This window comes from Mesorhizobium vachelliae, assembly GCF_033977325.1.
GTDB classification, from domain to species: Bacteria; Pseudomonadota; Alphaproteobacteria; order Rhizobiales; family Rhizobiaceae; genus Mesorhizobium; species Mesorhizobium vachelliae.
Genome location: NZ_JAVIIR010000019.1, coordinates 112,815 through 126,282, shown reverse-complemented (window position 1 = coordinate 126,282; position 13,468 = coordinate 112,815). Strand labels below are relative to the sequence as shown.

At 64.1% G+C, this 13,468-nt stretch carries 13 protein-coding genes; 5 read left to right on the top strand and 8 right to left on the bottom strand.

The genetic code is table 11. The features are described from left to right. Positions 1–187: 187 nt before the first annotated feature. Both RFM41_RS30015 and RFM41_RS30010 read right to left on the bottom strand, forming a co-directional pair. Positions 188–1,420 (bottom strand): FAD-dependent monooxygenase, encoded by a 1,233-nt coding sequence (locus RFM41_RS30015; protein ID WP_320252885.1) that lies wholly within the window; start codon positions 1,418–1,420, stop codon positions 188–190. A 15-nt stretch (positions 1,421–1,435) separates the two neighbouring features. Then, positions 1,436–1,681: a zinc-finger domain-containing protein gene (locus RFM41_RS30010; protein ID WP_027169907.1), complete on the bottom strand. Its 246-nt coding sequence runs from the start codon at positions 1,679–1,681 to the stop codon at positions 1,436–1,438. 249 nt (positions 1,682–1,930) lie between these two features. On the opposite strand from RFM41_RS30010, the gene RFM41_RS30005 reads away from it, so the two are divergent. Together RFM41_RS30005 and ppx are read left to right on the top strand one after the other, a co-directional pair. Beyond that, on the top strand, positions 1,931–4,126 hold the full coding sequence (locus RFM41_RS30005) for an RNA degradosome polyphosphate kinase (protein ID WP_320252884.1): 2,196 nt from the start codon (positions 1,931–1,933) through the stop codon (positions 4,124–4,126). After that, the gene (ppx, locus tag RFM41_RS30000; protein ID WP_320252883.1) at positions 4,123–5,658 is read left to right on the top strand and encodes an exopolyphosphatase; all 1,536 of its coding nucleotides are present in this window, start codon (positions 4,123–4,125) and stop codon (positions 5,656–5,658) included. Before RFM41_RS30005 ends, ppx begins: the two co-directional genes overlap by 4 nt. 25 nt (positions 5,659–5,683) lie before the next feature. On the opposite strand, the gene RFM41_RS29995 is transcribed toward ppx, so the two are convergent. The 4 genes from RFM41_RS29995 to RFM41_RS29980 all read right to left on the bottom strand — a co-directional run bounded on the left by RFM41_RS29995 (position 5,684) and on the right by RFM41_RS29980 (position 9,011). Beyond that, a complete protein-coding gene (locus tag RFM41_RS29995) occupies positions 5,684–6,106 on the bottom strand; it encodes a DoxX family protein (RefSeq protein ID WP_320252882.1) in 423 nt (140 codons plus the stop codon). Between the two features lie 107 nt (positions 6,107–6,213). Continuing rightward, complete coding sequence (locus RFM41_RS29990) at positions 6,214–6,636, bottom strand: DoxX family protein (protein WP_320252881.1); 423 nt, start codon at positions 6,634–6,636, stop codon at positions 6,214–6,216. Positions 6,637–6,854: 218 nt separating this feature from the next. Continuing rightward, positions 6,855–8,252 carry a class II fumarate hydratase gene (gene fumC / locus RFM41_RS29985; RefSeq protein ID WP_320252880.1) on the bottom strand — a complete coding sequence of 466 codons (1,398 nt, stop codon included), beginning with the start codon at positions 8,250–8,252 and terminating at the stop codon, positions 6,855–6,857. A 279-nt stretch (positions 8,253–8,531) separates the two neighbouring features. After that, positions 8,532–9,011 carry a cupin domain-containing protein gene (locus RFM41_RS29980; protein WP_320252879.1) on the bottom strand — a complete coding sequence of 160 codons (480 nt, stop codon included), beginning with the start codon at positions 9,009–9,011 and terminating at the stop codon, positions 8,532–8,534. A gap of 82 nt (positions 9,012–9,093) precedes the next feature. Here RFM41_RS29980 and RFM41_RS29975 point away from each other — a divergent pair, with 82 nt between their 5' ends. Further along, positions 9,094–10,071: a LysR family transcriptional regulator gene (locus RFM41_RS29975; RefSeq protein WP_320252878.1), complete on the top strand. Its 978-nt coding sequence runs from the start codon at positions 9,094–9,096 to the stop codon at positions 10,069–10,071. Positions 10,072–10,100: 29 nt separating this feature from the next. Here RFM41_RS29975 and betI read toward each other — a convergent pair whose 3' ends face one another. Further along, positions 10,101–10,751: a choline-binding transcriptional repressor BetI gene (gene betI / locus RFM41_RS29970; RefSeq protein ID WP_320252877.1), complete on the bottom strand. Its 651-nt coding sequence runs from the start codon at positions 10,749–10,751 to the stop codon at positions 10,101–10,103. Between the two features lie 81 nt (positions 10,752–10,832). Between betI and choX the strand changes: the two genes are divergently transcribed. Then, positions 10,833–11,771, top strand: coding sequence for a choline ABC transporter substrate-binding protein (choX, locus tag RFM41_RS29965; RefSeq protein WP_320252876.1), 939 nt, complete (start codon positions 10,833–10,835; stop codon positions 11,769–11,771). After that, on the top strand, positions 11,768–12,604 hold the full coding sequence (locus RFM41_RS29960; protein WP_320252875.1) for an alpha/beta fold hydrolase: 837 nt from the start codon (positions 11,768–11,770) through the stop codon (positions 12,602–12,604). Before choX ends, RFM41_RS29960 begins: the two co-directional genes overlap by 4 nt. On the opposite strand, the gene RFM41_RS29955 is transcribed toward RFM41_RS29960, so the two are convergent. Continuing rightward, positions 12,605–13,372, bottom strand: a complete 768-nt coding sequence (locus tag RFM41_RS29955) for an NIPSNAP family protein (RefSeq protein WP_430691574.1) — start codon at positions 13,370–13,372, stop codon at positions 12,605–12,607. Between the last annotated feature and the right edge of the window lie 96 nt (positions 13,373–13,468).

Here is a 13,468-nt window from a genome sequence, read left to right as displayed (position 1 = left end):
CCATTGGCAGCCCTGCGTCAAAATCTCCATGCCTTGCGACATCGTTGGCGTGAGCCACCACGAAAACGCAAGTTTCAGTCCATGCCAACACTATCTTAGCGCTTATGCCCAAGTGGGGGAGATGTCCGGCAGGACAGAGGGGGGCGCTGTCCCGCCGGACTTGCGAATTTGCAAGCGGGACCCGAGCTTACCGTCTCAGAACCTCCCGCTCCTCCCACCCGTACAGCCAGTCGAGGTCCGCGGCGAGCTTCTCCGCCGGCCGCGTCGCCAGCACCAGGTTGCGCGCTATCGCTACCGGTCCCCAGGCGTGCCAGGCCAGCCGGTTGAGCGCGCCGCGTTTCAGCACTTTTTCGACGCGAGGCCGTCTGAGATTCTCCCAGATAGTCAGGCTCTGCTTCGGATCGCCCGGAAAATCGGCGACCAGATTGGCGAGCATCGAGGCGTCCTCGATCCCCATGGCCGCGCCCTGCGCCGCGAATGGCGTCATGGCGTGCGCGGCGTCACCGATCAGCGCGACGCCTTCAGGCATGGTCCAGCGCCGCTGCGCGACCGTGTGGATGGGGAAGGCCGTCCATGGCCCGGCAAGCGCCGCCAGCTTCGCCAGCGTTGCCGCCGTGCCGCGCATGGCAGCCGAAAGAATGGCTGGGTCGGCATGGCCGGACCAATCTTCGGCGATGCGCTCGCCCTTGGTGAAAGCCGCCAGGTTGAAGGCGCTGCCCTTGCTCACCGGATAGGCGACCATGTGGAAGCCGGCATGCAGGAAGGTGGTGACGCAGTCGGTAGCGCCGATTTGCATGAAGGTCTGGCCGGCGGCGCTTTCCGCCGGGACCGTCGCGCGCCAGGCCAGCTCGCCGGAAAAGCGGTTTGCCGCAAAGCCGGCCGGCCGGGCAAGCCCGGCGCGAACCGAGGACCAAACGCCGTCGGCTGCGACCAGCAGGCCGCCCGCGACATTCGTCGCTTGGTCGTCGATCTCGACCGTCGCGGTCACGTTTTGCGGGTCGACGGCGATGCCGGTCACGCGCGCGCCGGTGACAAGCTCGATGCCGGGCCGTTCCGCTACTGCCGCCATCAGCGCCGCCTGCAGGTCGGCGCGGTGCGCCACGAGATAAGGCGCGCCCCAGCGCTCTTTCGCGGCTTCCCCAAGCGGCACGCGCGCCAGCTCGCGCAGGCTCCTTGCGTCCTTCAGCACCACCGCTTGCGGCCGGATCGCCTCGGGTAGCAGGCGATCGAGCACGCCGAGCCGGCGCAAGATACGCGTCGCATTGGGGGAAAGCTGGAGGCCGGCGCCGGCCGCTTCGAGCTGTTTGGCCTGCTCGAACAATTTTACCGGAAAGCCGCGCTCGGCAAAGGCAAGCGCAGCCGTCAGCCCGGCAATGCCAGCCCCGGCGATGACGATTTGCCGGGACCGTGTTTCAGCCATGATCGGAGAAAAAGGTCAGGCGGCCTGGTCGACATAGAGGCAGCCGGCCGGCTGCGTTTCCGTCGCCTTCAGCGAAGGCGAATAGCGATAGAGCGTCGAGCAGTAGGGGCAGACCTTCTCATTGTCGTCGCCCATGTCGAGAAACACATGCGGATGGTCGAAAGGCGGGTTGGCGCCGGTGCACATGAATTCCTTGACGCCGATCTCGATGACCGGATGGCCCGCGTCGTTCTGGAAATGAGGAATGCTACCGCCTGCCATCGAAGTCTCCAATTCGGTTCGGCCAGTGGGTGTGGCCAGCCTGCATCTGGAGCATAACAGACCAGTTTGCAAGATCGATGAAATCAAACTGTCGCAAAAGCCTGTCAGAGGATAAGTTGAGCCGGTTAAGCGCATGAGGCCGGGCGCGGAGCGATTCCGTGACGATCATGCGCCACAAAGAAGTGCTAGAGCGTCGCCGAACGGCAATATGCGGCGCGCAGGGACGGTTGCGGGCAAGAGCGGGAAACCATGAACGAACTGAAGCCGGTGCAGAGCGAGTTCATCACCGTCGAGGCGGCAAGCCCGGACGGTGGCAATCCCGACCGTTTCGTCAACCGTGAATTCTCCTGGCTGCAATTCAACCGCCGCGTGCTGGAGGAATCGCTGAACGAGCATCATCCGCTGCTTGAACGCGTCCGCTTCCTGTCGATCTCGGCCGCTAATCTCGACGAGTTCTTCATGGTCCGCGTCGCCGGCCTTGCCGGCCAGGTGCGTGAGGGCATCGCCCTGAAAAGCCCGGACGGCCGCACCCCCGAGCAGCAGCTCGAGCAGTTGCTGCGCGAGGTCGAGCGCCTGCAGGAAGATCAGCAGAAGAGCCTCTCGGCGCTGGTGGTCCTGCTCAACAAGGAAGGCATCGAAAGCATCACCCGCGATGCGCTCACCAAGGACGAGAAGGCCTGGCTGGAGGAGCATTTCCAGGAACAGGTTTTCCCGGTGCTGACGCCGCTGTCGATCGACCCGGCGCATCCGTTCCCGTTCATTCCCAATCTCGGTTTCTCCATCGCGCTGCAACTGCGCCATCGCAAGAACGGCGAGGAGATGAGCGCGCTCTTGCGCCTGCCGGTGGCGCTCAAACGCTTCATCCGTCTGCCCGACCGCAAGCATCATGTGCGCTTCATCCCACTGGAAGAAGCGGTCGGCATCTATATCGGCAAGCTTTTCCCTGGCTATGAGGTCAAGGGTTCGGGCACATTCCGCATCATCCGCGACAGCGATATCGAGGTCGAGGAAGAGTCGGAAGATCTCGTGCGCCTGTTCGAGACGGCGCTGAAACGGCGCCGGCGCGGTTCGGTGATCCGCATCGAGTTCGACACGCTGATGCCGGCGGAATTGCGCGATTTCGTCGCTGGCGAGCTCGGCGTCTCGGCGAGCCGCATCAGCGTGCTGACCGGCCCGCTGGCGCTCAACCAGATTTCCGAAATCGTCGCCATTCCGCGCGACGACCTGAAATTCACGCCTTACAATCCGCGCTTCCCCGAGCGCATCCGCGAGCATGGTGGCGACTGCCTAGCTGCCATCCGCGAGAAGGACATCATCGTCCACCACCCCTACGAATCCTTCGACGTGGTGGTGCAGTTCCTGCGCCAGGCCGCGGCAGATCCGGAGGTGGTGGCGATCAAGCAGACGCTCTACCGCACCTCCAACGACAGTCCGATCGTGCGCGCGCTGATCGACGCCGCCGAAGCCGGCAAGTCGGTGACGGCGCTGGTCGAGCTTAAGGCGCGCTTCGACGAGGAGGCCAATATCCGCTGGGCGCGCGACCTCGAACGCGCCGGTGTCCAGGTCGTGTTCGGCTTCCTGGAGCTGAAGACGCATGCCAAGATGTCCTTGATCGTGCGCCGCGAGGACGGCCGTCTGCGCAACTACGTCCATCTCGGCACCGGCAACTATCATCCGGTCACGGCCCGCATCTATACCGACCTGTCCTTCTTCACCACCGATCCGACCATCGCGCGCGATGTCGCCCAGATCTTCAACTTCATCACCGGCTATGCCGAACCGGCGGAGGAGATGCGCCTTGCCGTGTCGCCGTTCACGCTGCGCAAGCGCATCCTGAGGCACGTCGCCGAGGAGATCGTCCATGCGCGTGAAGGCCGGCCGGCACGCATCTGGATGAAGATGAACGCACTGGTCGACCCGATCATCATCGACGCGCTCTACGACGCCAGCCGCGCCGGCGTCGAGATCGACCTCGTCGTGCGCGGCATCTGCTGCCTGAGGCCGCAGGTGCCTGGCCTCTCAGAGAACATAAGGGTCAAATCGATCGTCGGCCGTTTCCTCGAGCACAGCCGCATCTTCTGCTTCGGCAACGGCCATGGCCTGCCGTCGGACGAGGCGATCGTCTACATCTCGTCCGCCGACATGATGCCGCGAAATCTCGACCGCCGCGTCGAGACCCTGGTGCCGATCACCAATCCAACTGTGCATGAACAGGTGCTTGGCCAGATCATGCTGGGCAATGTCATGGACAACCAGCAAAGTTTCGACGTATTGGCTGACGGCACCTCCCGGCGCGTTGTGCTGGAAGAGGGTGAGGAACCGTTCAACGCGCAGGAATATTTCATGACCAATCCGAGCCTCTCCGGACGGGGCGACGCGCTAAAATCGCATGCGCCCAAGCGCATTGCCCAGTTCAAGCGCCGCAAGAAGAACGGCGCCGCGTGATCGCAGTTTCCCAGGGCCGGCTTCAGGACCGGCGGCCGCTGTCGATCATCGACATTGGATCGAACTCGATTCGCCTTGTCGTCTATGAGGGGCTGGCGCGCTCGCCCACGCTTCTGTTCAACGAGAAGATGCTGGCTGGCCTTGGCCGCGGCATCGTTTCGACGGGCAAGCTCGACCCGGAAGCGGTGACGCGCTCGATGGAGGAATTCCGCCGGTTCCGCGCGTTGTCGGATCAGGCGGGCGCCGAGCACATCTATGTGCTGGCAACCGCCGCCGCGCGCGAGGCCGGCAACGGTCCCGATTTCATCCATCGCGCCGAAGACGTGCTGAAGACCGAGATCCGCGTGCTCAGCGGCCGCCAGGAGGCTTATTATTCGGCGCTCGGCGTCATTTCCGGCTTCCATCCCGCCAACGGCATCGCCGGCGACCTTGGCGGCGGCAGCCTCGAACTCATCGACATCAATCGCGAGGCGATCGGCGACGGCATCACGCTGCCGCTTGGCGGCCTGAGGCTCCAGGACATGGCGAAGAACTCGCTCGTCCAGGCGCAGAAGATTGCGCGCCAGGAGCTGACGCGGGCAAAGCTGCTCAAGGGCGGGCAGGGCAGGGTCTTCTATGCCGTCGGCGGCACCTGGCGAAACCTCGCCAGGCTGCATATGGAGATGACCAACTACCCGCTCGGCGTCATGCACCACTACGAGATTTCGGCCGACAGCGCGCAGGCTTTCCTGAAACAGGTGGCCAGGGGCGAGGTCGAGAAGGTGCGCGGCATCGAAGGCGTCTCCAAGAACCGCCGCTCGCTCCTGCCTTACGGCGCAGTCGTGCTGCAGGAGATCATGGCGGCTATGCAGCCCTCCAAGATCGTCGTTTCGGCGCAGGGTGTGCGCGAGGGCTTCCTCTATTCGCTGCTCGACGCCGAGGAGCAGAAATCCGATCCGCTGATATCGGCCGCCGAGGAACTGGCGCTCTTGCGCTCGCGCTCGGTGCACCACGCGCATGACCTCGTCGAATGGACCGGCAAGGCGTTCAAGGCCTTCGGCATCGACGAGACCGAGGACGAGGCGCGCTACCGCCATGCCGCTTGCCTGCTCGCCGATATCGGCTGGCGCGCGCATCCGGAGTATCGCGGCAGGCAGTCGCTCAACATCATCGCGCATGCCTCCTTCATCGGCGTCGACCATCCCGGTCGCGCCTATCTGGCCCTGGCCAACGCCTATCGCCACGACGGCATCTTCAACGACGGCATCGCACCCGAGATCAAGGCGCTGGCGCCGCCCAGGCTGCTCGAGCGCGCCCGCGTGCTGGCGGCGATGATGCGTGTGGTTTATCTCCTCACAGCGGCAATGCCCGGCGTGATGCCGAGGCTGAAATGGGAGAGCCGCGGCAACGGCGCGCTGGCTCTGGTGCTGCCGGCCTCGCTCGCCGACCTCTATGGCGAGCGCCCCGCTGGCCGGCTGGCGCAGCTGGCGCGCATCACCAACCGCCGCCTTGTGCTGGCGGTCGAGGGCGGGCCAAGTGTCTCGGTGAAATAGGGCGTTTCGGTCAAATAGGGCCGGGTCAAGTCACCTCGGCGCCGATCCCGAAGCCACGACCGTCAGCAGACCATGCGCCGGCGCCGGCCATGGCGAGCGCCAGGAAGCCGCCGGCAATGGCGATATCCTTCATCAGCATCTGCTGGTGCAGGAAGGCAAGCGTGGCGTCGTCGGCGCCCTGGCCATAATGGCCGATGAAGCCGGCGACGACACAGAAGGCGGCAAGCAAAAGCGCCACGATCCGCGTCTGGAAGCCGACGAGGATCAAAAGCCCGGCAATTAGCTCGAACAGCCCTGTGCCCCAGGCCGCCAAAGTCGGCAGCGGCATCCCGAGGCTGGCGAAATAGCTGGTCGTGCCTGCGATGTTGGTCAGAGCCTGGAAGCCGGAAGGCACGAAGAGCGCGGCAAACAGGAGCCGCGAGACAAGAAGCAGTGCGTTGCGGGCCATGGCCACCTCCCTGCCGTCAGCCGATGCAGTTTACGCCTGCATTGGAAAACGAAAAAGCGGCGCGGAAAATTCCGCGCCGCTTCAGTTGGGACTTAGGAGGAAAAGGATCAGGCGCGCTTGGCGTCGATCGAATAGGCGCCGGCGCCGGAAGAGGCGAGCAGGATGAAGCCGCCGGTGATAGCGAGGTTCTTAAGGAACTGGATCATCTGCATCTGGTCGGCCCAGCCGGTGTGGGCGACGAGACCCGTGGCGATCGTGAAGATGGCGAGCACCCAGGCGGCGATCCGGGTCTGAAAGCCGACGAGGATGGCAAGGCCGCCGAGCAGTTCGATCAGGCCGACGATAACGGCGGTTACGGTCGGCACAGGCAGGCCAAGCGCGCCGAAATAGGCGGCGGTGCCGGAAATGGCGGTAAGCTTGCCGAAGCCGGAAAGCAGGAAGATGACCGCGAGCAGTACGCGGCCGAGCAGAATGGTGGTGGAGCTGTTGGACTGGGCGCCGTTGCCGGCGACGGAAGTGTTGATGGACATTGGCGGTTCTCCGAATGGGTTGGATGCCCACTCAGATAGCTCACGAGGACTGTTCACCAAAGCCGTATATGCGGCAACACATTGTTCACAGATTCAATATTTCTGCGAAGGCAAACCTGGCGCGAAATTCCTGTCGAGGGGATCAGTGGCGAGAGTAAATTCTCCCGCCGCCAAATACCTGCCATCGTCGTCCAAGGGGCAGGACGACGAAGCAACATTCACCCCGGATGCGTCATGTCTTCGGGCCGCACCAGCCGGTCGTAATCGGCCTCGCTGACCAGACCTGTGGCCAGGGCCTCCTCGCGCAAGGTCGTGCCGTTCTTGTGCGCGGTCTTGGCGATCTTGGCTGCGTTGTCGTAGCCGATGGTCGGCGCCAGCGCCGTCACCAGCATCAGCGAGCGATCGAGCGCGGCCTTGATGTTGTCCTCGCGCGCCTCGATGCCGACCACGCAATTGTCGGTGAAGGACACGGAGGCGTCGGCCAGCAGCTGTACCGACTGCAGGAAGTTGTAGGCCATCAGCGGGTTGTAGACATTGAGCTCGAAATGGCCCTGGCTGCCGGCGAAGGTGAGCGCGGCATTGTTGCCGAACACCTGCACGCAGACCTGCGTCAGCGCCTCGCACTGGGTCGGATTGACCTTGCCCGGCATGATCGACGAACCCGGCTCGTTCTCCGGCAGCGACAGCTCGCCGAGGCCGGAGCGGGGGCCGGAGCCGAGGAAGCGGATGTCGTTGGCGATCTTGAACAGCGCCGCGGCGGCAGCGTTGATCGCGCCATGCGAGAACACCATGGAATCGTGCGCTGCAAGCGCCTCGAACTTATTCGGCGCCGTCACGAAAGAAATACCGGTGATGGCGGCGATGCGGTCCGCTACCTTTTCCGCGAAACCGACCGGCGCATTGAGGCCGGTGCCGACCGCGGTGCCGCCTTGCGCCAGTTCCTGCAGGCCGGGCAGCGTCAGCTCGATGCGCTTGATCGACGAAGCGACCTGCGCGGCATAGCCGGAAAATTCCTGGCCAAGCGTCAAAGGCGTGGCATCCTGAGTGTGTGTGCGGCCGATCTTGATGATGTGGTTGAAGGCGCGGGCCTTGGCGTCGAGCGCCTTGTGCAGGTGATGCAGGGCAGGGATCAGATGATGCACGACCCGCTCGGCGCAGGCGATGTGCATGGCCGTCGGATAGGTGTCGTTCGACGACTGGCTCATATTGACGTGGTCGTTCGGATGCACCGGCTTCTTCGAGCCCCTCACCCCGCCAAGCATCTCGATCGCCCGGTTGGAGATCACCTCGTTGGCATTCATGTTGGACTGCGTGCCCGAGCCCGTCTGCCACACAACCAGCGGGAAATGATCGTTGAGCTTGCCGTCAATGACTTCCTGCGCCGCCTCGACGATCGCCTTGCCGATGGCGGGATCGAGCCGCTTCATCTCCATGTTCACTTCGGCCGCGGCGCGCTTGACGACACCCAGCGCGCGCACGATCGAAGCCGGCTGCTTCTCCCAGCCGATCTTGAAATTGCCCAGCGAACGCTGCGCCTGCGCGCCCCAATAGCGGTCGGCCGCCACTTCGATCGGGCCGAACGTATCGGTTTCTGTTCTGGTCTTTTCAGCGCTCACGGGAACTCTCCGGTCTGTCGATTTGGGCAACGGCGTATCGCGTTGCACAAACGGCATCAAGCGAAGATTGCGGGCGGGGAAGATGCAAATCGGTTGAAGGAGCGCGCCGGCAATCTCCCCCCTAGGGGCCCTCAAGGGGGGAGATGTCGCCGAAGGCGACAGAGGGGGTCGCCGCGCGTGAAGTGTCAACCTTTCTTCGCTTCCGCAAGCCCTCGGCGGTCTACGTGAGATGACCCCCTCTGGCCTGCCGGCCATCTCCCCCTCGAGGGGGGAGATTGCTCACTCCATCGGCGGTCCGACAATATCGATGCCGTTCTCGGCGCACAGCCTCGTCAGCATCTCAATCATCTCCGGCGTCGGCACCGCCGCTTGGGGCAACTCGGCCCGCTCCGCCGGGCGGCTCGCCTTGCGCACCATCGTCTCGAAGTCCGAACCGCGCGTGATGGTAAGCGTGTGCGCGCCTTCCGGAGACTCCACCTTGTAGGTATGCGGCAGACCTTTGGGCGCGAGCACGGTTTCGCCGGCGCCGGCAATACGCTGGCGGCCGTCGACGACGAAACGTATCCGTCCTTCGAGGATATGAAACACCTCGTCCTCATTGCGATGCACGTGCAGCGGAGCGGAATCGCCGTAGGGCTGGCGGTGTTCGATGACGCAAATGCCATCCTCGCCGTCGGCCGACGAAACCTGGATGGCGACGAGCGTGTTGTTGAACCACAGGAGCTCCTTGCCTGCGATGGTCGTGTTGATCATTGTCATCACTGCTTTCCTTTCGACGGTCACCTAAGCAAGGACGAGCCGGTGATGGAAATCGAATGATCGTATGGGGCGGATTGATGCGATGAATTTGAACGCGCTCGACCTCAATCTGGTGAGGGTGCTCGACGCGCTTCTGCGCGAGAAGAGCGTGACGCGCGCCGGTGAGCAGATCGGCCTCAGCCAGCCCGCGGTGAGCGCAGCGCTCAACCGCTTGCGCCATGCGCTGAATGACCAGCTCTTCGTGCGGCGCGGCAACGACATGGTGCCGACGCCGCGCGCCGAAAGCCTGGCCGAGCCGGTGCGCGCGGCCCTGCGTGAGATCGAGCGCGCCTTTCAGCCGGCGACCGATTTCGATCCGGCAAGGCTGGAACGAACCTTCACCTTCATGGGCGCCGATTTCTTCTCCATGTTCCTGATGCCGCCCTTTGCCGCCCGCGTCGCCGCGGTAGCCCCCGACGTGTCGTTCCGCTTCCTCGACAGCGCTATCGGCGACGTTTCGAAGCTGCTGCAGGAGGATCGGATCGACCTGGCGCTGGAGCGCCCGCTGGAGGTCGCCCACTGGGTCTCCAGCGTGCCGCTGTTCGGCTCGCCCTTCGTCATCATCGCGGCGAAGGACAATGCCGCGCTCAGCCAGGCGGGCATCGCCGAGGGCGAGGAGGTGCCGCTTGATCTCTTCTGCGCGCCGCCGCATGCGCTGCGCCCCATCGATGGATCGATGTCGGGCTTCACCGACGATGCATTGGCAAGGATGGATCGGACGCGCCGCGTCACACTTGCCTTGCCGCATTTCCAGGCCGTGGCGCTGGCAGTGGCGGGCGGGCCATATTTGGCGGCCGTCCCAACGCAGTTCGCGGTCGCGGCGGCAAAATCCCTGCCGATCGGCATTTATCCAGCGCCGATCTCGATCCCGTCGCCGGCCGTTAGAATGTACTGGCACGCGCGCCGCGATGACGAGCCGCCGCATCGCTGGATCCGCGAGCTGATCCTCGATGAGGTTGGAAAGCTTGGCTTCAAGGACTGGGACGACCCGGCGAGCGTTCAGCCTCACCCGCAGGTATAGCCGCCATCCGCGGCGAATATGCCGCCGCTTTATCCGGCCGAAGCCAGGCCGACGGGCGCGGGCTGGCGCAGCGCCAGCCGCCCCGCGACGAAATCCTTGACCTGGCGCACCGCCTGCTCACGCGTGACGCTGCCCGGCTGCAGGCCGAGCCTGAGCCACAGCCCGTCGATCAAGGCGGTGACGCCAAGCACGATCTCCTCGGCCACATCCGGGGAAGCGAGGCCGCGCAGGCCGGACAAGAGGTTGGATCGCATGCGCGCGTGGATGACTTTCTGGATGCGCGCCAGCTTCTCGTCGCGCGGCACCTCGGCGCAAAGCGACAGCCAGGCATGGCAGAGCGGCGGCAGGAACAGGTGCTCCTCGAAATTACCCTCGATCACGGCGTCCAGCCGTTCCATCGGCGTGCGCGCCCGCTGCAGCCGGGCGACCACGGCGTGACAGAGCACGGCGTTGGCCTCGCGCATCGCGTGCTCGAACAGCTCCTGCTTGTTACGGAAATAATGCAGCACGATGCCCTTCGAGGCACCGGCCTGGGCCGCGACCTTTTCCAGCGTCGCGCCGGCGATGCCTTCGCGCTCCAGAACGGCGAAGGCGGCCTGCCGCAGCTCCTTGCGGCGGATGTCGCTGAGACGCGTGAGTTTCACCGGATCGATCCATGCATGGCGAATCCATGTTGACATCTTCGTCCGCTCAGATCAATGATTGACCAGTGGGATAATAAATAGACCAATAGGTCAATTTGGACGATGAGGAGAACCGGAATGTTGCGCATGCTTGCGAATGGCGTCTGTGTCGCGGCCTTGATGTTGGCTTCCCAGGCGGCCCGGGCCGCCGAGGCCGAAAGCTGTAAAGCGGTCCACATGGCGGAGCCGGGCTGGAACGATCTCGCCTTTACGACAGGCGTGGCCAAGGTGCTGCTCCAGTCGCTCGGCTATGAGCCGCAGAGCGAGGTTCTCGGCATCAACGTCATCTACGAAGGCATGAAGAACAAGGACCTCGACCTGTTCCTCGGCTACTGGGACCCGGCGATGGTCACCTACTACGAGCCCTACAAGAAGGACGGCTCCATCGAGAACGTGCGGGTCAATCTGGTCGGCGCCAAATACACATTCGCCGTGCCGACCTATGTCTGGGAGGCCGGCGTCAAGGACCTGTCCGACCTGCACAAATTCGCCGACAAGTTCGGCAAGAAGATGTACGGCATCGAGCCCGGATCAAACCAGCTGATGATGGACGCCATTGCCGATCCCAAGTTCGGCCTCGACGGCTGGCAGGTGGTCGAGTCGAGCGAGGCGGGCATGCTCTCGGAGGTCGGCTACGAGATCAAGGAGAAGCAGTTCATCGTCTTCCAGGGCTGGGCGCCGCATCCGATGAACACGATGTACGACTTCAAGTACCTGACAGGCGGCGACAAGTTCTTCGGCCCGAATTTCGGCGCCGCCACGGTGACGACGCAGGTGCGCAAGGGTTTTCTGCAGGAATGCCCGAACGTCGCGCAATTCCTGAAGAACCTTGCCTTCGACATCGACATGGAAAATGTCGGCATGGGCTACCTCATCAATGACGGCATGAAGCCGGAGGACGCCGCGCTGAAGTCGATCGCCCTGCACAAGGATCGCCTCGATGCCTGGCTCGCCGGCGTCACCACCTTCGAGGGCAAGCCCGGCCTTGCCGCAGTCAAGGAAAAGCTCGGACTGTGAGGCCGGCAGCCTTGGAGCTGACGGATCAGGAGGCCGAGCAGGCCGCTTGGGCAGGCCGCAAGCGGACCGTCGATGTCGGCGGTCTCCAGCTTGCCTATGTCGAGATCGCCGGTTCGGGGCGGCCGCTGCTCCTGGTTCATGGCTTCACCGACACCAGCCGCAGCTTCTCGCTGCTGGCGCCGCATCTTCCGGGCCATCGCCTGATCATGCCGGATTTGCGTGGCCATGGCGGCTCGCAGGCGGGCGAGGGCTGTGGCGTCGGCGATTTCGCCGGCGACATTGCCGGGCTGATCCGGCGCCTGCGCCTAAACCGGCCGATCGTCGTCGGGCATTCGCTAGGGGGCATTGTCTCGATCGCCCTGGCAGCACAGTATCCGGAGCTGATCGGTGGGTTGGTGATCCTGGCCAGCACGTTGAAGCCCGATTTCGGATCGGATCACCAGTTGATCGACGGCGTCGCGGCTCTGCGGGATCCAATCTCGCCGTCCGATCCGTTCTATGACTGGTGGCATGCCTGCCAGCCGGGCGTGCCGCGGACCTTTCTCGCCGGCCTCGCGAAGGATGCGTCGGCAATCCCGGCGGCACGCTGGCGCGCCGTTTTCGAAGAAATCCGCCGCACCGATCTGACCGCCGCGGCGCAGGCCGTGCAGGTCCCGACGCTGATCATCGCCGGCGGGCGCGATCCGCTTTTCGGCGAAGCACACCAGCGAGCCATGGCCCAGGCGCTCGCCGGATCGCATCTGGTGTGGGCGCAGGATTGCGGCCACAACCCGCATTGGGAAGACCCGGCCTTTGTCGCCAAGGCAATAGCGGGCATGTTTCCGGCCGCTTGACTACCGCAACAGCGACCGGCTCGTCGGTGTCAGGCGCAACGTCTCGAGCGGCTTTGTGGAAACAGCCGTCATCGTTTCGCGGTCCGCCTGCCATGCCGGCGAAGCGGCGAGGGCGGCTTGATGGTCGGCATAGACATCGACATTGTCGAAACCGGTGACGATGACAAAGACATTTTCCGCGGCACGCACGGGCAGACGCGGAAACGTGTTTTCGGCATGCTCGCTGATGAAGGCGCCGAGCAGCCGGGCGCTGTTTGCCGCGAGCAGCGGAGCCGCCTCCGCCTGGAAGCGCTCGGCAAAGCCGGCCTCGGTGCCTGGCTGCAAATGATGAATCGAAATCTCAACAAAGCCTGGCAGGCGGCTCTCATCACTCATAGTTTCGGCCTCGGCGGCTGTCGACCGGAGTAACCCCGACAGGTCGAATTCCGCACCCCGCCAGGCCGGTTTGAGCAATAGCACGTCGTCGGAATCGATCATCGTCGCATTGGCTGCATCGCGATGCGCGGCCCAGACCGGCCCGCCATAGAAGGCGCTCAGCGCGTCCTTCCTTGCCTCCATGTCCTCGAAGCCGCGCAGCCAGACGAACATGTCGGGGCGGTCGAGATCGCGGAACTGGCCGATGACGGTCATGCCCGTTGCTTCCTGCGTCTCGACGAACTCCCGGTCGAACAGCGCGATCAGCGTTTCGCGCTGCCCCGGCTTCAGCGTGTATTGCCGCAGTTCCACGACAGGCGAGGCAAGGCGGGAGGGTTGGTTCACGGCCAGCATCTCAAAAACAGGGTGATCATCCTGTTTACAAAACAGACCGGTTGTCCTGTTTTGTCAATCTGCTATCTTGGTTTTCCCCTTCTCCCCTTGTGGGAG